Source organism: Sporosarcina pasteurii (assembly GCF_041295575.1).
Classification (GTDB): Bacteria; Bacillota; Bacilli; order Bacillales_A; family Planococcaceae; genus Sporosarcina; species Sporosarcina pasteurii.
In genome coordinates, this window is the sequence record NZ_CP160452.1 from 2,820,124 (window position 1) to 2,844,261 (window position 24,138).

The 24,138-nt window shown below is 40.6% G+C and carries 20 protein-coding genes; 4 read left to right on the forward strand and 16 right to left on the reverse strand.

What is annotated here, in order from left to right; all coding sequences use genetic code 11:
* Positions 1-257: 257 nt before the first annotated feature.
* The 10 genes from gatB to AB1H92_RS13650 form a co-directional block, all read right to left on the reverse strand.
* Positions 258-1,688 carry an Asp-tRNA(Asn)/Glu-tRNA(Gln) amidotransferase subunit GatB gene (gatB, locus tag AB1H92_RS13605; RefSeq protein WP_115363124.1) on the reverse strand — a complete coding sequence of 477 codons (1,431 nt, stop codon included), beginning with the start codon at positions 1,686-1,688 and terminating at the stop codon, positions 258-260.
* Between the two features lie 2 nt (positions 1,689-1,690).
* On the reverse strand, positions 1,691-3,154 hold the full coding sequence (gene gatA, locus AB1H92_RS13610; protein WP_115363126.1) for an Asp-tRNA(Asn)/Glu-tRNA(Gln) amidotransferase subunit GatA: 1,464 nt from the start codon (positions 3,152-3,154) through the stop codon (positions 1,691-1,693).
* Positions 3,155-3,176: 22 nt separating this feature from the next.
* The gene (gatC, locus tag AB1H92_RS13615; RefSeq protein WP_115363128.1) at positions 3,177-3,467 is read right to left on the reverse strand and encodes an Asp-tRNA(Asn)/Glu-tRNA(Gln) amidotransferase subunit GatC; all 291 of its coding nucleotides are present in this window, start codon (positions 3,465-3,467) and stop codon (positions 3,177-3,179) included.
* Positions 3,468-3,533: 66 nt separating this feature from the next.
* The gene (locus AB1H92_RS13620; RefSeq protein ID WP_311157255.1) at positions 3,534-4,664 is read right to left on the reverse strand and encodes a CamS family sex pheromone protein; all 1,131 of its coding nucleotides are present in this window, start codon (positions 4,662-4,664) and stop codon (positions 3,534-3,536) included.
* Positions 4,664-6,673 (reverse strand): NAD-dependent DNA ligase LigA, encoded by a 2,010-nt coding sequence (gene ligA / locus AB1H92_RS13625; RefSeq protein WP_115363130.1) that lies wholly within the window; start codon positions 6,671-6,673, stop codon positions 4,664-4,666. The genes AB1H92_RS13620 and ligA overlap by 1 nt, the downstream gene beginning before the upstream one ends.
* A 22-nt stretch (positions 6,674-6,695) precedes the next feature.
* Positions 6,696-8,930 carry a DNA helicase PcrA gene (pcrA, locus tag AB1H92_RS13630; RefSeq protein ID WP_115363132.1) on the reverse strand — a complete coding sequence of 745 codons (2,235 nt, stop codon included), beginning with the start codon at positions 8,928-8,930 and terminating at the stop codon, positions 6,696-6,698.
* A gap of 30 nt (positions 8,931-8,960) precedes the next feature.
* Entirely contained in the window at positions 8,961-9,674 is a 714-nt protein-coding gene (locus AB1H92_RS13635) for a heptaprenylglyceryl phosphate synthase (RefSeq protein WP_115363134.1), read from the reverse strand.
* 460 nt (positions 9,675-10,134) lie between these two features.
* A complete protein-coding gene (locus AB1H92_RS13640; RefSeq protein ID WP_115363136.1) occupies positions 10,135-10,440 on the reverse strand; it encodes a YerC/YecD family TrpR-related protein in 306 nt (101 codons plus the stop codon).
* 26 nt (positions 10,441-10,466) lie between these two features.
* On the reverse strand, positions 10,467-11,510 hold the full coding sequence (locus AB1H92_RS13645) for a DUF3048 domain-containing protein (protein WP_115363138.1): 1,044 nt from the start codon (positions 11,508-11,510) through the stop codon (positions 10,467-10,469).
* Between the two features lie 10 nt (positions 11,511-11,520).
* A complete protein-coding gene (locus tag AB1H92_RS13650) occupies positions 11,521-13,239 on the reverse strand; it encodes an adenine deaminase C-terminal domain-containing protein (RefSeq protein ID WP_115363140.1) in 1,719 nt (572 codons plus the stop codon).
* Between the two features lie 148 nt (positions 13,240-13,387).
* Between AB1H92_RS13650 and AB1H92_RS13655 the strand changes: the two genes are divergently transcribed.
* The gene (locus AB1H92_RS13655) at positions 13,388-14,080 is read left to right on the forward strand and encodes a bifunctional 2-polyprenyl-6-hydroxyphenol methylase/3-demethylubiquinol 3-O-methyltransferase UbiG (RefSeq protein WP_243835664.1); all 693 of its coding nucleotides are present in this window, start codon (positions 13,388-13,390) and stop codon (positions 14,078-14,080) included.
* A 64-nt stretch (positions 14,081-14,144) separates the two neighbouring features.
* Here the strand turns inward: AB1H92_RS13655 and AB1H92_RS13660 are convergent, their stop codons facing one another.
* Positions 14,145-15,062 (reverse strand): patatin-like phospholipase family protein, encoded by a 918-nt coding sequence (locus AB1H92_RS13660; RefSeq protein ID WP_115363142.1) that lies wholly within the window; start codon positions 15,060-15,062, stop codon positions 14,145-14,147.
* A 661-nt stretch (positions 15,063-15,723) separates the two neighbouring features.
* On the opposite strand from AB1H92_RS13660, the gene AB1H92_RS13665 reads away from it, so the two are divergent.
* From AB1H92_RS13665 to AB1H92_RS13675, 3 genes are all read left to right on the forward strand, one after another.
* Complete coding sequence (locus AB1H92_RS13665) at positions 15,724-15,984, forward strand: hypothetical protein (RefSeq protein WP_115363144.1); 261 nt, start codon at positions 15,724-15,726, stop codon at positions 15,982-15,984.
* An 89-nt stretch (positions 15,985-16,073) separates the two neighbouring features.
* Positions 16,074-17,051, forward strand: coding sequence for a S8 family peptidase (locus AB1H92_RS13670; RefSeq protein ID WP_115363146.1), 978 nt, complete (start codon positions 16,074-16,076; stop codon positions 17,049-17,051).
* 205 nt (positions 17,052-17,256) lie between these two features.
* Positions 17,257-18,165 carry an endonuclease I family protein gene (locus tag AB1H92_RS13675; RefSeq protein WP_115363148.1) on the forward strand — a complete coding sequence of 303 codons (909 nt, stop codon included), beginning with the start codon at positions 17,257-17,259 and terminating at the stop codon, positions 18,163-18,165.
* Between the two features lie 114 nt (positions 18,166-18,279).
* On the opposite strand, the gene AB1H92_RS13680 is transcribed toward AB1H92_RS13675, so the two are convergent.
* The 5 genes from AB1H92_RS13680 to purM all read right to left on the reverse strand — a co-directional run bounded on the left by AB1H92_RS13680 (position 18,280) and on the right by purM (position 24,131).
* Positions 18,280-19,110, reverse strand: a complete 831-nt coding sequence (locus AB1H92_RS13680) for a carbonic anhydrase (protein WP_115363150.1) — start codon at positions 19,108-19,110, stop codon at positions 18,280-18,282.
* A 284-nt stretch (positions 19,111-19,394) separates the two neighbouring features.
* Complete coding sequence (gene purD / locus AB1H92_RS13685; RefSeq protein WP_115363152.1) at positions 19,395-20,654, reverse strand: phosphoribosylamine--glycine ligase; 1,260 nt, start codon at positions 20,652-20,654, stop codon at positions 19,395-19,397.
* 24 nt (positions 20,655-20,678) lie between these two features.
* Entirely contained in the window at positions 20,679-22,214 is a 1,536-nt protein-coding gene (purH, locus tag AB1H92_RS13690) for a bifunctional phosphoribosylaminoimidazolecarboxamide formyltransferase/IMP cyclohydrolase (RefSeq protein WP_115363155.1), read from the reverse strand.
* Positions 22,215-22,500: 286 nt separating this feature from the next.
* Positions 22,501-23,076, reverse strand: a complete 576-nt coding sequence (gene purN, locus AB1H92_RS13695) for a phosphoribosylglycinamide formyltransferase (RefSeq protein WP_115363157.1) — start codon at positions 23,074-23,076, stop codon at positions 22,501-22,503.
* A complete protein-coding gene (gene purM / locus AB1H92_RS13700) occupies positions 23,076-24,131 on the reverse strand; it encodes a phosphoribosylformylglycinamidine cyclo-ligase (RefSeq protein WP_115363159.1) in 1,056 nt (351 codons plus the stop codon). The genes purN and purM overlap by 1 nt, the downstream gene beginning before the upstream one ends.
* Positions 24,132-24,138 lie beyond the last annotated feature (7 nt).

The window sequence follows — 24,138 nt, forward strand, 5'->3', positions numbered from 1 at the left end:
GCATAACTCAATAAACAGAGACGCATATATTTAATGTTGAAATTAAATCTTACTATTCAAGTTCACTTCATACTTCTTTCATTGTACGTTTTCCATTTGTTTCAAGCAACTTGTTCGTTCTTACTAAAGAACCATCTGCCTATATTGTACACAATTTCTCCATTTATTTTAGCATATGTATTCTTCTCAAACATTACGATAGGAAAAAAAACGTCCTATGTTAGCATTCTCTACTAACATAGGACGTTTGAACTCATTTATTGTTTCTCAATTTCTTCTGCAAGTATTTTATTCACAAGTTGTGGGTTTGCTTGCCCTTTAGACGCCTTCATGACTTGTCCTACTAAGAAACCAAGTGCACGGCCTTTTCCTTCTTTGAAGTCCACGATTGACTGTGGATTTGCTTCAAGTACTTCTGTGACCATTTTGCGAAGTGCGCCTTCGTCGGAAATTTGTACAAGCCCTTTCGCTTTAACGATTTCCTCTGCGTCCCCGCCTTTTTCAACGAGCTCTTTAAATACTTTTTTCGCGATTTTAGATGAAATTGTCCCATCTTGGATTAGTTTAATCATGCCTGTTAATCCTTCTGGCGTTAGCGCTAATTCGCTAAGTTCTTTTTGTTCAGCATTCATATACGCAGAAACGTCACCCATGAGCCAGTTAGAGGCAAGTTTTGGATCTGCGCCCGCAGCAACTGTCGCCTCAAAGAAGTCAGACATTGCTTTCGTTAACGTTAGAACCATTGCGTCATATTCAGGTAAATCAAGCTCATTAATATAACGCGCTTTACGTGCATCTGGCAACTCAGGAATTTCCGCACGAATACGGTTTTTCCAATCTTCATCAATATAAACTTCCGGTAAGTCAGGGTCATTGATGAATCGGTAATCGTCTACTCCGCTTTTCACACGCATGAGAACTGTTTTCCCTGTTGCTTCATCATAACGACGTGTTTCTTGTAGTATCTCGCCGCCAGATAGTAACACTTCTGCTTGACGTGCAACTTCGTGAATGAGTCCTCTACGAACAAAGTTGAAAGAGTTTAAGTTTTTCAGTTCTGTCTTTGTTCCAAACGCTTCTTGACCATATGGGCGTAGAGAAACGTTCGCATCACAGCGTAGTGATCCTTCTTCCATACGGACATCAGATACGCCAGTATATTCGATAATTGCTTTTAGTTTTTCTAAGAAAGCATACGCTTCTTCTGGTGAACGAATATCTGGTTCTGATACGATTTCAATGAGTGGTGTTCCTTGACGGTTTAAGTCGACAAGTGAATACCCTTCATCTGTATGCGTCAGTTTTCCAGCGTCTTCTTCTAGGTGAATACGCGTAATCCCGATTTTTTTCTTCTTGCCATCTACTTCTATTTCTACCCAACCGTGCTCACCTATTGGACGGTCTTCTTGTGAAATTTGGTAAGCTTTCGGATTGTCCGGATAGTAATAATGTTTACGGTCAAAATGCATCACATCAGCAATTTCACAATTAAGCGCCATCGCAGCTTTCATGCCAAAATCTACTACAGATTTATTTAATACTGGCAGTACACCTGGATATGCAAGGTCTGTTGCGTGAATGTTCGCATTTGGTTCTGCACCGAAATGGGATGGTGCAGATGAAAAGATTTTTGTGTTCGTTTTTAATTCGACGTGGACTTCAAGTCCGATGACTGTTTCGAAATTCATAATTATTTCTCCTCCCGTATGGCTGGAGTGCGAGTATGAAAATCAGTCGCTTGTTCATACGCATGTGCCACTTTGTAAATCAATGCTTCATCAAAATGGTTTCCGATAATTTGCAACCCAAGTGGTAGTTCATTTGAGAATCCACACGGTACTGAAATCGCCGGTACGCCTGCAAGGTTAATTGGCGTCGTTAGAATATCGCTCATGAATTTCGTTACGATATCCACAGAGTCCTCACCAATTTTCATTGCTTTCGTAGGTGCAGCAGGGCTAATTAAGACATCATATTTTGCAAAAGCATCCGAAAAGTCTTGTGCAACGAGTGCTCTTGCGCGTTGTGCTTTTTTATAAATATCATCGTAGTGTCCCGCACCTAATGTGTACGTACCAAGTAGAATACGACGTTTTACGTCATGACCAAATGCTTCGGCACGTGATTTTCTATAAATCTCATCCAAGTTTTTAGCGTTTTCGGAACGATATCCATAATGAACACCATCATAACGCGCTAAGCCTGAAGATGCTTCAGCAGAGGTAACGAAATAATAAGCAGGCAATGCATACGTTGAATGTGGAAGAGATACTTCTTCAACAATTGCGCCAAGTGATTCCAACACTTTTAATGCTTCAAGTGTTGCTGCTTTCGCCTCTTCACTCACACCTTCGCCTAAATATTCAGTAGGCACACCAATTTTCAAGCCTTTTATGTCACCAGTTAAAGCTTCTTTATAATTAGGTACTTCAATTGGTGAAGACGAAGAATCTTTCGCATCTAAACCTGCAATCGCTTGTAATAAAAGCGCATTATCTTCAACTGTACGTGTCATTGGACCAATTTGGTCAAACGATGAAGCTAGTGCAATGAGTCCAGAACGGGATACGCGTCCGTATGTTGGTTTCATACCTACAATGCCACAAAATGCAGCAGGTTGACGGATAGAACCACCTGTATCTGTCCCAAGTGCAAATGGAATTTCTCCTGCCGCTACTGCTGCTGCAGAACCGCCTGAAGAACCTCCTGGGACATGGTCAAGATTCCAAGGATTGCGTGTTATTTTAAATGCCGACGTTTCTGTTGTCGAACCCATCGCAAACTCATCTAAGTTTAATTTACCAACTGAAACCATTCCTGCTTTGTTCAATCTTTCAACTACTGTCGCATCATAAACAGGCACGAAATCTTCTAGCATACGACTTGCAGCTGTTGTCGTGATTCCTTTTGTTACAATGTTATCTTTCACCCCAAGTGGTAGCCCAAAAAGAGGTCCGCGGTTCTCAACAGGTTCGTTGTCTAATTGTGCTGCTTGTTCGAGCGCTTGCTCTTTATTTAACGAAATGAATGCTTGCACATCTTCGTCTGTTTTCTCAACACGTTCATATGTTGCTTCAGTTAATTCTTTAACCGAAACTTCTTTATTATGTAGCAGATCCTGAAGTTCCGCTGTTGTTTTATTTAATAATGTCATCTTTTTTCCTCCTTGTGCATCATTATGAAAGGATTGTCGGTACTTTAATTTCTCCGTCTTTATGTTCCTTAACGCCCGCTAACATTTCTTCACGCGCTAACACATCTTGTACAACATCCTCACGCATTACGTTCTTTTGTTGAAGCACATGTGTCATCGGCTCAACGTGATCTGTATTCAGTTCATTCAACTTATCAGCATAGTTAATAAATGTTGATAACTCCTCTGCGTACATATCCGCTTCTTCATCCGTTAGTTCAAGCATTGCACGATCGGCAACTGCTAACACTTCTTCTCTTGTTAATTTTGACATGGTGACTCCTCCTTATCAATTACTCGCATCCTTAATCATAGCACTCGGGAAAAGTGATGGAAAGAATTAATAGCCATAAATATGGACATATGGCTCTTCCTCGCCACTTTCCTTCACAATGAGCGCTTCAGGTCCATTAATTGATGTTACACTTACTTCAATATGCACATCCGGTAAATACTTCGGAATTTGACTCGTTAAATATTGAACAAAACCAATAATTTCACTCGTTCCATAAAATTGAATTGGAACTTCAATTTCCAATGAACGCAATGAGCCATTTGCATAATGCCCCCGTCCAATGACATTTACAAAACTTGGGAAGTAATCATCAATCGCCTGTTTGAAATTACGAAATGCAGTATTTACATCTCTGTGCTTCTCATCATTAGTCGATGATGGAAATATGACATGCTTTTCATCGACTTTTTTCCATCCCGAAGGCCCTTTTCCGCCTTCCGCAACGACAGTCGCAAAATAGTGGCCAGGAGTAATTGAGTTATTGCTTTCTTGTTTAAATAAACCGACAACAATTGGAATATCTTCTAACCCTTCAATCGAACGTAGACGTTTCACAATTTCCTCGCCCATCAACATACCTTGTTCTTCAAGCACACTGTCTGAAATAGCCGTCTCTTTTCCAGCTCTTGCATAATAAATGGAGTTCATGGCCAATCCGATAGATATACCATCTAAGCGGACTTTGTTTTCTTTCGTCATGACAAGATAGTTTTGCTCTACAATATGCGCTAAATAAATGGGCGCTTTGTCTGCAATTTCATCATCTTTCATTTTAGCTGTAACCGCCGGGTTAAGTCCTTCTGGATTATCTTCAGATTTTCTACGAATCCAAGACATGGCCATTTCTTGCGTTATATATTGTCCTTCTTGAAAGAAGTGATCGTCTGGCGAAAATCGTTGTGTAGAGAGACGTAAAAGTCCCTCTTCCACTTCTCTCATATCATATTTTGTATGAATATTGTTAACTATAAGCCCCCGACTTGCACTTTTCTTGAATGGGAGAAGCGTTCGGTAATATTCACCTTTTAGCTGAACATCAGGAATAATAACTGTTTCTTCAGCCGCTTCCTCAGTATCCTGTACCACTTCATCGTCACTTTTATCGATTCCAGGGACACAGCCGGAAATCATTAACACTGCAACGAGTCCTAGTATCGTTAATAATCTTCTCATCATTAAATTTCCCCTAACGCTTCTATGAGTTGCGCTTCATCCCAAACGGTAATTTCTAGCTCTTGTGCACGGACAAGTTTAGATCCCGCTGCTTCCCCAGCGACAACGATGTCTGTATTTTTACTAACACTTCCTGTTACTTTCCCGCCAAGTGCTTCAATTTGCTTTTTCGCTTCTCCGCGTGTCATTTCATAGAGTTTACCTGTTAAAACGATTGTTTTGCCAACAAATGGCCCTTCGCTTGGGACATCTTCTTGCGTCAATCCTTTATACCTTAAGTTTAAGCCTGTGCTTTCTAATTTTTGGATGACCGAAAGTACATCTTCGTTATTAAAATAAGTCGTCACAGATTCTGCTACTTTGTCGCCAATTTCATGAATCGAAACAAGTTTTTCTTCGTCAGCTTGCATCAGTGCTTCAAGTGTGCCAAATTCTTCAGCTAAAATCGTAGCGGCATTCACCCCAACATGACGAATCCCTAAACCAAATAACAGTTTTTCTAATGAATTTTCTTTCGATTGTTCAATTGCCGTTAATAAATTAGAGACAGATTTTTCGCCCATACGCTCTAGCTCAATTAATTGCTCTCGGGTTAAAGCATATAAATCGGCTACATCATAGACAAGCTCCGCGCGGTACAATTGCTCAACAATGCGCTCGCCAATCCCTTCAATATTCATCGCGTTCCGTGAAACGAAGTGGATGATTGCTTCTTTCATCTGCGCAGGACATTGTGGATTCACACAGCGTAATGCGACTTCTTCATCTAAGCGAACAAGTTCAGAGTCGCATTCCGGACAATTTTCGGGCATTGCAAATGGCATTTCATCGCCAGTTCGACTTTCGATTATCGGTGCAACGACTTCTGGAATAATGTCTCCAGCTTTTCGAATAATGACCGTGTCGCCAATCCGAATATCTTTTTCTTTAATTAAGTCCTCGTTGTGTAAGGAAGCCCGTCCAACTGTTGTCCCATCAACGAGGACTGGTTCAAGAATTGCGGTCGGTGTGACGACACCTGTTCTACCTACACTTAATTCGACATCTGTTAGCTTTGTCATCACTTCTTCAGCCGGGAACTTATAAGCGATTGCCCATCTCGGATTACGTGCTGTAAATCCAAGTTGTTCCTGGTCTTCAAATGAATCAACTTTGACAACGATGCCATCAATTTCATAATCCAAAGAGGTCCTTTTTTCAGTCCATTCTTCGATGTATGAAATGACTTCATCGATATTGGCACATCGACGTCTTTCTTTATTCGTTTGGAAGCCCAATGTATGTGTGTAATCTAATGCATCAGAATGGCTATCGACGCCATATTCGCTGCCATCTCCGCCTATTCCGTAAACAAAAATGGCTAAGTTTCTACTCGCCGCAATCTTCGGATCTAGTTGACGAAGTGATCCTGCCGCCGCATTTCGAGGGTTAGCAAATCGTTCTTCTCCCGCCTCGTCACGTGCTTCGTTGAGTTTGACGAAAGAACCTTTTGGCATATAAGCTTCTCCCCGTACTTCAAGAGATACGGGTTCTTGGAGACGCAGCGGAACGGTACGAATTGTTTTCAAGTTTTCCGTAATATCTTCGCCGACCGTCCCATCACCACGGGTTGCGCCTTGTACAAATCGCCCATCTACATATCTAAGCGAAATGGCTAAGCCATCGATTTTTAATTCGCAAATATAGGAAACGTTTGGCGATGTTGCTTCTTGGACGCGTCTGTCGAAATCACGTAAGTCTTGCTCATTAAAGGCATTCGCTAAACTTAGCATCGGATTTTCGTGCGTGACTTTACCGAAACCTGAAAGTATCTCGCCACCAACGCGTGCTGTTGGTGAATCTGGAAACCGTAAATCTGGATGCTCTGTTTCGATTGCCAGTAGTTCTTGAAACAACTCATCATAAGCTGCATCGGAAACGAGTGGTTTATCGAGCGTATAATAAGCATGAGCGTACTTATGGAGGAGACGATTTAACTCTTCCACTCGCTTTTCAAGTTCAATTCTATCCATTCATCTGTTCCTCCTAAATCTTTCACACCTTTTCAATTGGAGCAAATTTTGCTAATAAACGTTTAATACCAATTGGGTCTGGAAATGCGATATCGAGCTCTATCTCTTCTCCCGATCCCGTTATACTGACAACCATTCCCGTGCCCCATTTTTTATGGTTCGCTTTATCGCCAACGCGCCAGCCCATCTTCTCGCCACCACTTGCTTGATAGGCAGGTCTTTTCACAGCCGAACGTCTAGCAGGCGCTTTTGAACGGCTTTGTATTCCGCCGCCGAATGAAACAGCATGATCGTCAGATAGGTTTTCAATAACCTCTTCAGAAATCTCCCCGATAAATCTAGATGGTTGATTATAGCTTGAACGCCCGTAAAGCATTCTATAACGCGCCGACGTTAGATAAAGCTTTTGTTCGGCACGCGTAATGCCTACATACGCAAGTCTTCTTTCTTCTTCCATTTCTTCATGGTCATCCATCGAACGAGAGTGCGGGAAAACATTTTCTTCCATACCAATAATGAACACGACTGGATATTCAAGTCCTTTAGCACCGTGCATTGTCATTAAGACAACTTTTTCAGCTTCTTTATTTTCTTCATTATCAAGCGAATCGATGTCTGCGATTAAGGCTAAGTCAGTTAAAAAGGCTACGAGTGATTTATCTTCATCTTCAGAACGCTTTTCAAATGCTTGCGTAACAGAAAGGAATTCTTCAATATTTTCTAATCTGCTTTCCGCTTCAATCGTTTTCTCCCTCTTTAACATCGCACGGTAGCCCGTTTTATCGAGCACTTCTTCGACAAGCTCAGATACCGGTAAATATTCCTGCATCTTCGTGAATCCTTCAATCATCTCACGGAACTTCGCCACTTCATTCGCAGCACGTCCTGTTAGCCCCATAAAATCGGACTCTTGTAATGCATCAAAAATCGAACGGTCATGCTCAATTGCAAATCTGGCCATTCGTTCAAAGGAAGTTGCACCAATGCCGCGTTTTGGCTCATTAATAATTCGACTAAGCGCTAAGTCATCTTCGTTATTGGCAATTAAACGTAAATAAGCGAGTAAATCTTTAATTTCTTTTCGATCATAGAATTTCGTACCGCCAACGATTGTATAATCGATATTCGATTTAACCAGAAATTCTTCTATGACACGTGATTGAGCATTCGTTCGATATAAAACAGCAAATTGGTCGAGTGACAAGCCTTCTTCTTTTTGAAGTTCAAGAATTTTTCCAACAACAAACTGTGCCTCGGCTTTTTCGTCGCTTGCTTTATAGACGTAAATCGGGTCTCCTTCTGCGTTATCAGTTCGTAGTTGTTTATCGTAACGTGAACGGTTATTGAGAATTACGTCGTTCGCCGCTTGCAAGACGCGTTTCGTGGAACGATAGTTTTGCTCAAGTAGGATTACTTCCGCATCTTTATAATCTTTTTCAAATGACAAGATATTCCCAATGTCCGCTCCACGCCATCTATAAATCGATTGGTCGGAGTCGCCAACAACACATAGGTTTTTAAATTTAGCAGCTAGTTGATTTACTAATTGGTACTGCGCGTTGTTTGTATCCTGATACTCGTCCACATGAATATATTGAAATTTGTTTTGATAAAAGCTAAGTACTTCTGGTACTTTGTCAAAAAGTTCAAGTGTTTTCATGATGAGATCATCGAAATCGAGTGATTGGTTTTGACGCAATTTTTTCGCATAACCTTCATATACGTCCGCAATTTTCGTTTCATATGGGTTAAATTTATTAATTTGCGCCCGGTACGTATTTTCATCAATACACTCATTTTTCGCGTCACTAATCGCGTTTAACATCGTGCGCGGCTCGTATTGCTTTGGATCTAAGTTTAGTTCTTTTAAAACATTTTTAATTGCGGTGAGCTGGTCCGCTGTATCAAGGATGGAAAAGGATTTCGAATACCCGATTTGATCGATATTTCTGCGTAAAATTCGCACACACATCGAGTGAAATGTTGATACCCACATGCGCTCTCCCGTGCCTGGCCCAAGCAATCCGTCAATTCTTTCACGCATTTCACGCGCTGCTTTATTCGTAAAAGTAATGGCCAAAATATTGGATGGATACACATTTTTTTCAACGATTAAATAAGCAATTCTATGCGTTAATACGCGCGTCTTCCCTGAACCAGCACCCGCCATAATTAGAAGTGGTCCTTCTGTTGCTTTTACAGCACGCGCTTGTTCAGGGTTCATCCCGTTCAATAAGTTTTCTGCTATTGATTTCATTCAAAACCGCCCTTTCGGAACATTTGTTCTTTATTGTACATCTAAGTGCTCTGAACGGACAACTGATTTTACAGCTTTCACGGTTGATAAAGCTACTTTTAAATCTTCATAAATAATATTGCCAACGATGACGGTATCTGCAAGTTCTGCCATCTCTTTAGCATCTTGGGTATTTTTAATGCCGCCACCATAAAACAGTTTCGTTTGGTCTAGCATATCGGCCGCGGCACGGACCATGTCCACATCACCATATGTACCGCTATACTCCATATAAAAGACGGGTAGCTTAAAAAGATGTTCCGCCATTTGGGCATAAGCAACTAAATCCTCTTCGTCCGTAATCGGCTTCGCTTTCGTCACTTTCGCCGCCTTACAGTCCGGGTTTAAAATACAATAACCTTCTACTATAATTTCTTCCCAGTTCATCATATGCCCATACTCTTTAAGCGCTGCATGATGAAGACCATTTATCCACTTTGTTTCTGTAGCGTTTAATACTGTTGGGATAAAGTAATAATCAAATCCTGGTGTCACGGATTCAACCGTAGACACTTCTAACGCCAGCGGTACGGAAAAACGTCGAACCCGAACGAGTAAATCAAGTACCCCGTCCAATGTCACTTCGTCTGTACCCCCTACAATAATGCCATCTGTTCCCGATTCAGCGATTTGTTCCAAGTCTTCGTCGGAAATTTCTTTGGCAGGGTCTAATTTAAAGGCATGACGCCATTTTGTATAATCCATTGTCATCCACCTAACCATTTAAGTTCGTCAAACCATTATACCAAAAAAGCCGATCAGATTCTTTCCCTGACCGGTTGTTTTTTAGGATTATGTTACAAGGTTGATTTCCGCTACAAGCGGACGCTTTCCGCGGGCACGGCTTCAATCTCCTCGTCACTGCGTTCCTGCGGGGCAAGAGCTTTCTGTATAATTTCGCAAAGACCGCAAAATTATACAACCGAACCCTTCGTTGTTCGGCTAGCTCGCGCTGTTCCCGCTGGAAGAGCCGTCACGAAGAGCGGCTTTTGCGACCAAAAAGCGAAGCGTTTGAGCGCACTCACCGCCTTCCGCTCCAATCAACGAAAATACCTTTATATAAATGACGATTATTAAAAAATAACAAAAACACCCTTAACAATGGGTCCCCGGATTACAGGAAATACACCATTTAAAGATGTTTTCATTGGATGCTTATGAATCTTTACTCTTCTTCACGACTCGCATTTAGACGCTCTAAAATTTTATTATAGCCACCTGACCCATAGTCCACGCAACGTCGTACACGTGAGATTGTGGCGGTGCTTGCGCCTGTTTCGAGTTGTATTGTGTCGTACGTTTTCTTTGAATTTAGCATTTGCGCGACTTCTAAACGCTGAGCGAGTGATTGAATCTCACTAATTGTACAAAGGTCATCGAAAAATTCATAGCACTCTTCAACATTTTTTATTTGTAAAATCGCTTCAAATAATTGGTCCGTTTGAGGTCCACGAATTTTATCTAATTGCATATTTCATTCCCACTCTCTTATAAAATTTAAGGTGTATATGAAACATTTGCCTCAATTCCAGGATCTGTTTTAACGATATGGATCCATGTTTTCCCAGGAACAAGTTTAACAGTTACACCATTTTCAACAGGCACTAACATCCCATCGACGTTCGTCCATTCTATTTCTTTCACGCCACCTGCTTGGAATAGGCGTGCTTTACCGCCAGATTCAAGATCAATTGCTTGTCTACCTTCTGCATCAATTGTTTGATGTGCGGCTTCGAAAACAAGAATATTCGCAAGTTCAATCGGCTCACCATTAGCTTGGTCAATCGTTTGAACGTTGTTTACCGATTGTTCATAGCTCCCCGTTTGTTCATCATACGTATACGTACTTGTAAATACTGGATGTGAACCATTTTGGACGGTAATCGTTGATGCACTCTGTTCTATTTTAGCACTTTCAATAGATTCATGGAAAGAAAGTGACGGCATTTTGTCAATCATCATCGGTGCGTTTACTTGCTCGACAGCAATCCGAATATTTTCACCAGAAATATAAGAGTTATGAGGTGCCTTACGATCCGTTGAACGTTTAAAAAGTGTTCCGTCATGCTGCATGCCATTGACATGGTCTACATCACCCGATTTCAATAGTGCTAGCGCATCGGGACTGTAACCATGCGCTACGTAAAAAGCATCGAGCCCTTGCGCCAGATGAATAAACATATCCCTTGCACTTCGAACTGGCCCAATTTCATCAGGTAATTCGCTTTGGAATAAAGCCAAATACCTCGTTGTATTTCCTTCCGTCATCAACTCATAAATCATATCCGCATCACTTAAACCGGATTGTGGCCTTGCATCAGGATGATTATTAATCGTTACAAGAACCGGACGCATTTTCTTTTCTTCGTTCACTGTCATACCTGTAAATGGCGCTTTATACTGCTGGACTTCTTCCGGCAAGTCGGATTCTTTTCCTGTCTCCTCCGGATTTGGTTGTTCTTCTTCCTTAGACTTTGAACAAGCTGCCATAATCAACATCATCGCGGTCATAACTACTAGCAATCTTATCGATATTTTCATGTTTTATTTCCTACCTTTCTGTTACGGGTACGAGAACTTTGTTTTTCATTACATCGTAAATCCCAATTGGTGTCATTCTTACGTACGGTAAATGCGTGGATTGTAAAAATAAAAATGTATACACTGCGTCTGTGTGATGATATCCTCGTTCTTTTAATGCACTTTTTAGCATTATTTCTTGCTCCATTAACACTTCAACTGGTTCATTTGATAGGCCGCCTCCGATAGGTAAAGGAAGCGTTACAATCGGCTCGCCTTGTTCAATTAACACCATGCCGCCGCCTATTCTTTTGATTTCATTGAAAGCTTGTAACATCGATTTTTTATTTTTCCCAATTAAGATGACATCACCTGTATTCGAGTAAGAAGTCGCAAATCCTTCTACATGCGCGGCAAATCCTTTAATCAGCGTATTCACACGCCAACTGCCGTGGCGGTCTAGCAACATGATAAAACTTTCATCATGGTCATTTGCAAGTGTCTCTTGCGACAAATCTAGCATAATTTCATAAGGTTTTGTAATCACATCGTTCACCATCTCGATGCCAAATGCATGGTCGAATGTGAAATCTTCTTCGTTCAGGTCGAATTGAGGATTGAATTGACCTAATGAAGACCAATCAACAGTTGGAAAAGCCTCCATCGCTTGTCCATCTCTTTTCAACCAGACACCTTTAGATAAGACATCTGTTGGGACAGGATGCTGCTCATCTTCTAATAAGTTCAATGTTGCATAGCGTCCAGTTGCGATTAATCCATGCATATCTGTCATATTATAGTAGCGCGCTACATTATAAGAGGCCATTAAATAGGCATCTATTGGCGGTACGCCTGCATCTAATGCCGCTTGAATACATTTATCGATAACACCGTCCGCATGAAATGAAGGCGTCGATCCGTCTGTAGTCATCATGATATGATCAAACGCATTTAATTTATGATCAACTATGTCTTTTAATATATGAGGTAGGTCAGGACGAATCGAGGAATGGCGGATTGTTACCGCATAGCCGTGAAGGAGCCTTGCTTTCACTTCTTCGAATGTCATCGCCTCATGATCTCCGTCTACCCCCAGCAATTTCATCCTTGCTAATGTTTTTTCCGAAGCCCCCGGAAGATGCCCTTCAATTTTCTTACTGGTTTCTTTTGCAGCTTGCATCGTTGCAAAAATATTTTCATCGCCAGCTAATAATCTTGGCCAAGCTGTTAATTCTCCCGCTAATAAAACATCTTCTCGTAAAAGCCACGGTTTAATTTCTGCTGGATTAAACTGTTCTGCTTCATTTGGTAAGGCCGTTTGCGAGTCCATTCTTGCCCACCAATAAAAAGAAAATGGCAGTTCTTTTAATTGATCTAGTAATGAAAAGATTTCTTTATTCTCAAGTCCCATAAAAAACGTCAAGTTATCTGAAATAAACGTCGTCGTACCTAAAGCACCTGCAAATTCCGCAAAGGTTTGAGGGTTGTACAATTGGAATGGGTGCACATGCGGCTCGATATAGCCAGGCACTATTTTTTTGCCAGTTGCATCGACAATTTCAGTCTGCTTCGTGATTTCTGGCATTTCTTCCCCTGCGTAAATGATTCTATCCTGATGAATCCAAATATTTCCTGTTAACCATTTCTTATAGATTGAATGTAAATATGTTGCATTTGTAATGACAAGGCTTGGTGATTCTGAACCGTTTATCATTTGGATTTGTTCATATATCTCTTCCTGCGTCCACATACCATTCGTCCCTTCGTTATCATTCTATTTTATTTATCGTAGCACAGCGTTATTCATTTAAACAGACTTTTCAAACATGAACAACAAGGGATTTCCCATATTTATCGCGAATGATACTAGTATCTCAAATTAGATTGGAGTTGATCACATGACAAATCAAATGAACTTTGATAGGGAAATGGCGAATGAATATGACAAAGGTGTTCGCAGAACTTTACCTACATACGATGCGTTATTTCGCCTCGTCCAAACTTATTTACGCAACCATGTCTCAAATGATGCACAAATTCTAATTGTTGGAGCAGGCGGCGGAAATGAGTTGGCAATATTGGCCCCACAAAACCCAGCATGGGCATTTACGGCTGTTGATCCATCCGCACCAATGCTTGAATTAGCTAAGCAAAAAGCTCAACAATTTGAGTTGAAAAATGACTTGCATTTTATCAAAGGAACAATCGATGATGTCAATTCATGCGCCCAATATGATGCTGCTACTTTTATGCTTGTCCTTCATTTTATTGAACATGACGAAGAGAAACTTGCTCAATTAAAAAGCATTCGAGAACGACTCTCAAATGGAGCCCCATTCATCATTGCAACAATGTTTGGAAACACGGAATCCGCTGAATTCAAAGAACAATTAGCGCTATGGAAAGCATACTGGCTTGATTCAACTGACCTAACTGAAGAAGATGTTGATGAAATGGAAAAAGCCGTTAGGAACCTTTCTTTCCTACCTGAAGAGAAAATTGTAAATATGCTACAAGAAGCTGGCTTCGGCAATATTGCCAAATTCTTCACAACAAATATGTTTGGCGGTTGGATTTGCAAAGCTAATTAACATGCACATAAAACATCGCCCCGCTTGAATCTGGGGCGTGTTCTAGTGTAATAAATTTACGCGTCTATTTTCTTACTCTTTGTCGTCGATTTTCTTTGTGTCGTTCAAAATCCCATTTCGATAAAAATTCTTTCGTAGAAGTATAGCCTGACTGATAAAGAAAAGCGACTTCCTCATCACTCAGTTCAAAATCAGTTGCGTTGATATCACCTGTTGGAATTTGAATTGTACGTTCTAGCGTTTCTTCATCTAAATGGCGTAAATCATGGGCTTGCAGCATTGTTTTAAAAATATTTTTAAATAGGTGAAGTGGAGTCGGTATAACAGCATCAATATTTACCTGATTTTTCACAAAATGAAATCCAAACGTTGGGAACTGGGGTTTCTTCGTGTCAAATATCCATATTGGGAAGTTACTAAGTAACCCGCCATCCAAAATATAGGATTTATAACGTTGTTTTGATTTCCATATAACTGGCCGATAGAAAAAAGGAATAGAAGCACTCATCATTACTGCTGTCGATACTTTTAAGTCAGCAGGAGACATCCTATAACGTCCCAAATCATCTGGCAAAATGAGCATTTGACCATTTGAAATATCTGAGGCAATAATCTTTAACTTTCCTTCTGGAAGATCTGCAAATGTCTCAATTCCTTTTTCTGAAAGAAGTGAATCCACCCAGGACTCCAAATAATCGTTCTTATATATACCAAGATTAATCATAAGCTCTAACAATGCACCGAAAACTGGAATTCGATTTAAGATTGTCTTACCGCGAAATTTTGAAAACTCGATTTTACTGACACGTTCCATGATTTCATGGCTTTTGTATCCGCTTGCTAAAAGAGCAGCAATTAATGCACCTGCAGACGTTCCAGCCAGTCTTTCCCATTTCACGTTTTCCTCTTCCATAGCCTGAATGGCTCCAATAAAAGCAATCCCTCTTGCACCTCCACCTTCAAAGACAGCATCTGCCTTCAACTTTTCACCTCCTTGGAATGTCATAACCGTTCAAGTGTTGAGAACCTTCAATAACAATTATTCTAAATAGAGCAGGTATTTTCAATCCTTCTTTTGGCCTTTGTTAAATTTTAAAGATATTGGACTGTTGTTTATCGAATTAAGTAGTACCGTGAAAATATGACTTTTATATTTAATAGAAGTGAAAGAAAAACGTGGGATGTCATAAAATCGGAAAATTAGCAATTCTTTATTACTAGTAAGCATTAGCCTAAGGTCTTATTGCATATTTGTATTGTCTAGATGCAAAGCACTATTTTCAGAATATTTAGTTTCCTGGTCATCCAATTGGGTATACAAACACTAACCTCAAGATTAACCCCAATAAGTACACAATTAAATAGCAGATTGTTAACAATTACTTTGGCCAAGCTTATACCCAGAAAAAAATCTTCAAATAGTACAGATCATTTATTTTGTTTCCTAAACGTACAGTAAAATCTTTATCTTCATGATTCAATTTCCTATTTCCTTTCCAAATAGAACACAAGTCACTGGGCATTTTCATAAGGGGGGTGGGAACATTCTTTAATCTACAGCTTCCTTTCTAATATGTTGCCTGGCATTGGGTTTCGACGATAAACGACTCATTAAGTCACATACTAGAAAGGAGGTTAGCAGGGTGAGGAAGTTCAAAGAATGGGCAAATTCGAATAGCTGGTGGTTGCCATGGGTCGGGGTTACTGCCACCATTTCTAGTCTTATGTTTCCTGCTGCTTATTTAAAAATGGGTGAAATCATCGCGTTGATTTTACAGATTTTTAAAAAATACTGGATACTGTCAGTAATTGTCTGTTGGGGAATATATACTCATTTAGAAGTCCTTAAACTGAAAAATAATAGATGTACAAGTGGAAAAGATTCTAAGAAAAACATTTATTGAACTTCTATGTCTTGGGTTGCTCAAGTTTCAGTTCATCTTATTTTCTTAGTTTAAGACCATTTATTAGTAAATCCTGAGGGGGAGTAAAAATGAAACCATTAGTTCGCGCAATCCCATTCCTTGTAAATGAACAGCTAAATGAAGTAAGTCAAGTTCCGGAGGGCATTGAATTAATTCAAGCACCGAAAATTTGGAAAGAAACGAAAGGAGAAGGTGTGACGATTGCGGTTTTGGATACTGGATGCGATATAGATCATCCGGATTTAAAAGACCGCATTATTGGTGGGAGAAACTTCACAGATGATGATGGAGGTAATCCTGAACAATACAATGACTATAATGGCCATGGTACGCATGTCGCCGGGACAATTGCAGCAAGTGAAAATAACATTGGCGTAGTTGGGGTCGCTCCCGCAGCAAGTTTATTGATAGTAAAAGTTCTCAACAAACGCGGGTCTGGCCAATATGATTGGATCATCAACGGGATTCATTATGCGATTGAACAAAATGTGGATATTATTTCAATGTCGCTAGGAGGACCTGTTGACAACCCTAAACTATATGAAGCGATAAAACTTGCAATCGCTCATAATATCCTAGTCGTTTGTGCTGCCGGGAATGAGGGAGATGGCAATGAAAGTACGGATGAATTCGCATATCCCGGACGTTACAATGAAGTTATTTGTGTAGGAGCAATTAATTTTGAACGTCTTTCTAGCGATTTCACAAATTCTCATGATGAAATTGATTTAGTTGCACCGGGTGAAGAAATCTTATCAACCTATTTAAACGGGAAGTATGCTAGACTAACCGGAACTTCTATGGCCGCCCCCCATATTTCTGGAGCACTGGCTCTCATTAAGGTTTGGGCAAATAATCATTTCGGAAGAAAGCTATCTGAGCCTGAGTTATACGCTCAACTGATCAAAAGAACTGTTCCTCTCGGTTTTTCGCCAAGGCTTGAGGGAAACGGAGTTATCTACTTAACAGTTCTAGAACATCTTGAAAAGATATTTGATCAAGAGTTTGTAGATCATGTTTTACTAGAATGTTTAGTAGCTAAATGATTTGTAGTTTAATAGTTAAGCTCTATAATCACCAAGTATTACCATGCAATGGGACACGCCTTAAAGGGAAGGTTGTCTTCCCTTTAGGTCTTGACTTCAAAGTATATCTACCCCTTTTAGTATACTTTGAAACGTGCTTATCCATCATTTTGAAGGAACAAGCATAGAATTAACTTTACTGCGATTCTACTAAGGAGGAATAAAGATGTCTCAAACTAAATTTATTCACAACTTAGATTTAAATGCTGCATTGGCTGAACTAAAGCGTAATAAAAAGAAAGTTGAAAACGAAGCGTATTATGATGAGGAATCTGATCAGAAGGCAATTCAAGATTATTATGATCAAATTGATTTTTATGCCGTCGACAAAAAAGAATTATTTGAGATATTAAATCAGTTAATTAGTAGAACACATAAAAACCAATTGCCTTATAACTCTAAAACTAGAACTTATCTTTATTCAAGGGTTGACCTGCAGACTAACGGAAAGCTGAAAAGCATCTATTCTGGAAAAGATCAGGAGCCTGAACAAGTCATAAAAGAAGATTATGAAACAGAAAGAATTAGAATAGAAGCTTATGGAAAGTTATTAAAAAGCGCCTCGAAAACCGATTCTGAAATACAGAAGGCAATGGCAACGATTGAAAGTAAAAACATTTATAATACGGAACATGTTGTTCCCCAGTCATGGTTTGACAAGGATAACCCAATGCGAGGAGATTTACATCATCTTTTCACATGCGAAAAAGCTTGCAATTCATTAAGATCTAATCATCCTTATTTTGATTTCCTAGATTACCCTCCTGAAGTGACGACGGAAACGATTAAAATGCACTGTGGAAAATACGAAGACAATAAGTTTGAACCGGAAAATGGAAAAGGTGAGGTTGCTAGGGCCACGTTGTACTTTTTGTTAAGGTATCCAGGGGAAATTAGCCGTTATAGTCATGAGGACATTGAAATGCTAATCGATTGGCATCGTGAATATATGGTTTCTATTTATGAAAAACGTCGTAACAAAGAGATATTCAAGATTCAAAAGAACAGGAATCCCCTAATCGATTTTCCTGAACACATTGACAAAATCGATTTTACGCTTGGTATATTATTGTAAGAATTTGGGTATCTATTCCTTATAACAAGAATGAAAGACCTTTCACCAACTCGTTGAATTGGTGAAAGGTCATCCTTACCTGTTTACTAGATGGTGCAATGAACGTAATCTATCTTAATTTAATCCAAAGATTTCACGGTCATTTAAAGGCTGAACAGGACGTTGGTTATCCGGGAAGATTTCCTGATAAGCTTGAATTTGTTCTTTCGACATTTCAATCGGCTCTTCGAACACAATCCATTTAACAGCTTCTGCACATGGCGGTGTCGTTAATGAACCGTTGTAATGGAATGATTTTTGATTTGAAGGGAGTAAAGCTTGTAAATCAATCGCTTCTTCTACGTCAACATCTTCTTCCGTTTCATTCTCCGGTAATACGCCCCAAATGGATGCCAGTGCTTCATTTTCTTCTCCTTCTTGAATCATTACGCCAAGAACGGCAAGATCACCGTTTGCATCCTGGTGTACAAGGTGGAGTTCCATATCAAAGTATTGACTATTCAATTGGTGCTCGCTTGGTGTATGGAAATGGAACTGAGCAAGTGTGTATTCTTTACCTTCGACAAGGATGCTGTTGTTAGTTGTCGCAGGATTAGCCTGTACGGCATGACCGGTATTCATAATTGAAAACTGTGTCGATTCATATTGGATATCAATATTTTCTAGTTCTTCACTAGTTTTCACCTGAGTGGATTCGATATTAATCGGTGATTGCTCACTACCATTCATACAAGCACCGTATGAGTTGTCCAGTTCTCCCCAATGATCAGGGCCTATGTCTGCATCGTAAGCCCATTGAGCAGTAGAGGTAACGTCTGTTTCCTCATTTTCTATTATATGAGCAACTTCTTCTTTTTCGGGTTCAGTTGTTTCCGTCGTTTGTTCTGAGCAAGCGCCCAATAATAACGATACAGCTAAAAATGGATATACAATTTTCTTTTTCATGTTCGATAAATCCCTTGCTTTCTTATTTGTTATGTATTGTCGACATCAATTACAATACTAAATAAAATATAAAATGCAATCCATTTTTCACCCAAAATGACGAAAACTTCAAATATAGGTGATAATTACCATTCATTTAAAAATGAAAATAAAGGAATGTGCGCCTTATCCCTCGGTACTTAATGACTACGCCAGGTTTTGTCTGTTTGAACAGTGTTCATGGGAAAGCAGGAAAAGATGAAAAAAATCCACTCGCTCAACTAAGAGAGAGAGTGGATTTAGTTTTATTCAAATGTTCGCCAACCAATATCTGTACGGTAAAAGAACCCGTCCCATTTTAAGTCTGACAAACTGTGATAAACGTCTGCTTGTGCATCTTTTAACGTTTCCGCTCTAGCCGCGACTAAGAGGACGCGACCGCCGTTTCCGACAAAATCTTTTCCGTCAGATTTTGTACCAGCGTGAAAAACGTCTAATCCTTGAGCAGTAATCACGTTTAATTCCGGTAGACGCGCGCCTTTTATCACCTTGTCTGGATACCCTTCAGATGCAATGACAACGCCCAGGACGGCATCGTCATTCCATTTTAATTCATAAGGCTCGCCTTCCATTAGCGCCGCCATAAATTCACCGAAATCCGATTCCATTCGTGGTAACACAACTTGCGCTTCTGGGTCACCGAAACGTGCGTTAAATTCGATCACTTTAGGGCCGTCTTCCGTCAAAATTAATCCCGCATATAAAATACCGGTAAACGGAGTTCCTTCTGCAGCCATCGCCTTGACAGTTGGAACGACCACTTTGTCATATGCTTCTTTCACAACTGCATCTGAAATTTGTGGCACTGGAGAATAAGCGCCCATCCCGCCCGTATTTGGCCCTCTATCGCCGTCATATGCACGTTTATGGTCTTGTGCGATAACCATCGGATAAATTTGTCCGTTATGAACAAATGACATATATGAAAATTCTTCGCCATCTAAAAACTCTTCAATTACGACTTTTGAAGATGAATCTCCGAATTTTTGATTGCCAATCATATCATCCACTGCATGCAAAGCGTCTTCTAGCTTCATCGCAACGATAACACCTTTTCCTGCAGCTAATCCATCCGCTTTGACAACAATGGGTGCTCCTTTTTCACGGATGAATGCTTTCGCTTCTTCCGCATCTGTAAACGTCCCATACGCGGCCGTTGGGATATTGTATTTCTTCATGATTTCTTTTGCGAATGACTTACTACCTTCAATTTGCGCCGCCGCTTTTGTCGGACCAAATGCTTGTAAGCCCTGCTCAGCAAAATAATCAACAATCCCTTCAGCAAGTGGCTGTTCAGGCCCTACGAAGGTTAAGTCAACTTCATTTTCTTTTGCAAATGCAACAAGTGCTTCAAAATCTGTTGCATCAATATTGACAATTTCAGCATCCTCTTTCATGCCATCATTGCCTGGTGCTACAAATACTTTTTTAACTGAAGGGGAGACATTGAATTGCTTAGCAATTGCATGCTCGCGTCCCCCACCTCCTATAACGAGTACTTTCAACAGATTTCCTCCTAACATAATCCTTTAATGTTTAAAATGACGAACGCCTGTAAAGACCATTGTAATGCCATATTCATTTGCTTTTTTAATAGAATCTTCGTCTTTTACGGATCCGCCTGGCTGAATAATCGCTGTGATGCCAGCTTTTGCAGCCGCTTCAACAGTATCATCCATCGGGAAAAATGCATCAGAAGCAAGTGCTGCGCCTTTTGCACGTTCTCCTGCTTGTGTAAGTGCGATCCCTGCTGCACCAACGCGGTTCATTTGACCAGCACCAACGCCAAGTGTTCTTTCATTATCTGATACAACAATCGCATTCGATTTTACATGTTTTACAACAGCCCAGCCAAGTTTCATCGCTTCCCACTCAGCTTCTGTCGGTTCACGGTCTGTTGCGACACGAATATCTGCGTCTTTAAATCCAAATGAATCTGGTTCTTGCATGAGGAGTCCACCTTCCACAGACACCGTGTTCCATTTGTCTTGCTTGTTTTGTTCGAATGAAATGGTTAATAAACGAATATTTTTCTTCTTCGTTAATAATTCAATCGCTTCTTCTGTGAATGAAGGAGCAATGACAATTTCTAAAAAGATTTTGCTTAAATGTTCTGCTGTTGCTACGTCCACTTCACGGTTTAGTGCGATAATACCACCGAAAATTGACACTGGGTCTGCTTCGTAGGCTTTATGAAACGCATCCTCAATCGTTTGGCTAGTCCCAACGCCACATGGATTCATATGCTTAACAGCTACTGCTGCCGGTGCATCAAATTCCTTCACGATTTGAATCGCTGCATTCGCATCTTGAATGTTATTATACGATAATTCTTTTCCATGCAGTTGTTCTGCATACGCGATTGAGAAATCGGAACCGAGTGGTTTACTGTAAAATGCAGCTTTTTGGTGCGGGTTTTCCCCGTAACGAAGTGGCTGTTTTAATTCGTACGTATACGTCACTTGCTCTGGGAATTCTTCGCCGGCAAGGTCTGTTAAATAGCCTGCAATGAGTGCATCGTAAGCAGCTGTATGACGGAAAACCTTTGCTGCCAGACGTCTGCGTGTTTCATCTGTTGTTTGTCCGTCTGCTTTTAATTCTGCTAAAACTTGCTCGTAATCCGTTGCGTCGACGATCACTGTTACGTATGCATGGTTTTTCGCTGAAGCACGGAGCATTGCTGGACCGCCGATATCAATGTTTTCAATTGCGTCTTCGGTCGTGACATCTGCTTTTGAAATCGTTTCTTTGAATGGATACAAATTGACACAAACGATATCGATTGGGTGAATTTGATGTTCTTCCATTTGAGCTTGGTGCGCTGGATTGTCACGTTTTGCGAGTAATCCACCGTGGATAAATGGATTTAATGTTTTTACGCGGCCTTCCATAATCTCTGGAAATCCTGTTACTTCATCGACAGCAGTTACAGAAACTCCATTTTCCGCAAGATGCTTCATCGTTCCACCAGTCGATAAAATTTCATAGTCTAGACTTTCCAATGCTTTTGCAAATTCTAAGATACCGCTTTTGTCAGATACGCTTAGCAGTGCACGTTTTTTCACGAGTAAACCCTCCAATTATTGTGAATCGAAATACTTTGATTTGGACCTAGGTTGATTTCCGCTACAGGCGGACGCTTTCCGCGGGCGGTCCGTGAGCCTCCTCGTCGCTTCGCTCCTGTGGGGTCTCACCTGGACACGCTTTTCCCGTAGGAGTCGCCGCCTTCCGCTTCAATCAACAAAATTACCTCAATAATAATTATCCATTAATATTATTCCTACTAATTCCGCTTTGGTTACCACTTGGAAGGCACCATCGCTAACCTTTAATGCTGTTTACATTTTCAACTTACTGATTCGTAAACAACCTATGTAATGTCTCTTTATAAAGCACATGTTCAACGGCGTGTATTGCTTCAGCTGTTTGGTTAACGTCTCCGTCAACAACCCGAACGGCTTCTTGTGCGAGGATCGGTCCTGTGTCCATTCCTTCGTCGACAAGATGCACAGTAACGCCCGTCACTTTTACACCGTGCTCGATTGCTTGTTCAATCGCCGCTTTTCCTGGAAACGATGGCAACAGCGACGGATGAATGTTTACGATACGTGATGGGAATGCATCTAACAGTGTGTGTCCGATAAGACGCATATACCCAGCGAGGATGAGCCATTCAACCTGATCTTCTTCTAACTTTTGTAAAATGGCTTCCTCATATTTCTCCCTGGAACCATACGCTTTTGGCGAGAAGACGGATATTGGAATGTTCAGCTCCCGTGCACGTTCAGCAACGTAAGCTTCAGGTTTATCTGTAATTAACACAGCAATTTCCGCATTTAATTCTCCGTTACGACATGCCTCTTCAATTGCAACAAAATTACTGCCGCTTCCGGAAGCGAAAACGGCAATTTTCGTTTTCTCAATCATTATTCTAAACTCCCGTCATGGTCACCGATAAATGTTACCTCTTCGCCTGCAACAACACGACCAATTTGGTACGCTTTTTCGCCGTTTTTTTCAGCAATTTCAATTGCACGAGCAGCTTGTGCTTCAGGGAGTGCTATGACAAATCCAACACCCATATTAAACACGCTATATAAGTCTTTATCTGTTAGCTTTCCTTTTTCTTTTAGCATCTTAAAAACAGGAAGCTCTTCCCATGAGCCTAGTTTTACTTCAGCGGCTAATCCATCCGGTAACATACGTGGTAAGTTTTCAAAAAATCCGCCGCCTGTAATATGCCCCATTGAATGAACTTCAAGCTCACGATGCATTTCTAATACTGGCAATGCATAGATTTTTGTTGGTTCTAACAGTGCTTCGCCAACTGTGCCAAGCTCTTCATAACCTGCAATCTTGTCATGAATGTCATACCCTTCGTCTTCTAACACGATTTTACGCACGAGTGAAAATCCATTGGAATGAATACCACTTGAAGCAATCCCTACAAGGACATCCCCTTCCACAACTTTTTCACCCGTTACAATGTCACTTTTCTCGCAAGCGCCAACCGCAAACCCAGCGAGGTCATATTCGTCCTCTTCGTACAAACCAGGCATTTCAGCTGTTTCTCCACCAATTAACGCTGCACCTGATTGTACACAACCATCTGCAATCCCTTTTACAATTGCTTCAACTTTTTCAGGAACTGCTTTTCCAAGCGCAATATAGTCAAGGAAATAAAGTGGCTCGGCACCTTGTGCAACGATATCATTGACACACATTGCTACACAGTCAACACCAATTGTGTCATGTTTCTCTGCCATAAATGCCAACTTCAATTTCGTGCCAACACCATCTGTTCCAGAAATCAAAACAGGCTCTTTAAAATTTAAAGCAGATAGGTCAAACATGCCGCCGAATCCGCCAAATGCACCTAATACACCTTGGCGTGCCGTTCTTTCCACATGTGATTTCATTCGCTTTACAGATTCATACCCTGCTTCAATATTCACTCCTGCTTTTTCATACGCATTTGACATGGAAAAG

Excerpts from the sequence above, each read along its gene's own strand:
- gatB (WP_115363124.1), bottom strand. The coding sequence starts at position 1,688 with ATGAATTTCGAAACAGTCATCGGACTTGAAGTCCACGTCGAATTAAAA.
- gatA (WP_115363126.1), bottom strand. The coding sequence starts at position 3,154 with ATGACATTATTAAATAAAACAACAGCGGAACTTCAGGATCTGCTACAT.
- gatC (WP_115363128.1), bottom strand. The coding sequence starts at position 3,467 with ATGTCAAAATTAACAAGAGAAGAAGTGTTAGCAGTTGCCGATCGTGCA.
- AB1H92_RS13620 (WP_311157255.1), bottom strand. The coding sequence starts at position 4,664 with ATGATGAGAAGATTATTAACGATACTAGGACTCGTTGCAGTGTTAATG.
- ligA (WP_115363130.1), bottom strand. The coding sequence starts at position 6,673 with ATGGATAGAATTGAACTTGAAAAGCGAGTGGAAGAGTTAAATCGTCTC.
- pcrA (WP_115363132.1), bottom strand. The coding sequence starts at position 8,930 with ATGAAATCAATAGCAGAAAACTTATTGAACGGGATGAACCCTGAACAA.
- AB1H92_RS13635 (WP_115363134.1), bottom strand. The coding sequence starts at position 9,674 with ATGGATTATACAAAATGGCGTCATGCCTTTAAATTAGACCCTGCCAAA.
- AB1H92_RS13640 (WP_115363136.1), bottom strand. The coding sequence starts at position 10,440 with ATGCAATTAGATAAAATTCGTGGACCTCAAACGGACCAATTATTTGAA.
- AB1H92_RS13645 (WP_115363138.1), bottom strand. The coding sequence starts at position 11,510 with ATGAAAATATCGATAAGATTGCTAGTAGTTATGACCGCGATGATGTTG.
- AB1H92_RS13650 (WP_115363140.1), bottom strand. The coding sequence starts at position 13,239 with ATGTGGACGCAGGAAGAGATATATGAACAAATCCAAATGATAAACGGT.
- AB1H92_RS13655 (WP_243835664.1), top strand. The coding sequence starts at position 13,388 with ATGACAAATCAAATGAACTTTGATAGGGAAATGGCGAATGAATATGAC.
- AB1H92_RS13670 (WP_115363146.1), top strand. The coding sequence starts at position 16,074 with ATGAAACCATTAGTTCGCGCAATCCCATTCCTTGTAAATGAACAGCTA.
- AB1H92_RS13675 (WP_115363148.1), top strand. The coding sequence starts at position 17,257 with ATGTCTCAAACTAAATTTATTCACAACTTAGATTTAAATGCTGCATTG.
- AB1H92_RS13680 (WP_115363150.1), bottom strand. The coding sequence starts at position 19,110 with ATGAAAAAGAAAATTGTATATCCATTTTTAGCTGTATCGTTATTATTG.
- purN (WP_115363157.1), bottom strand. The coding sequence starts at position 23,076 with ATGATTGAGAAAACGAAAATTGCCGTTTTCGCTTCCGGAAGCGGCAGT.
- purM (WP_115363159.1), bottom strand. The coding sequence starts at position 24,131 with ATGTCAAATGCGTATGAAAAAGCAGGAGTGAATATTGAAGCAGGGTAT.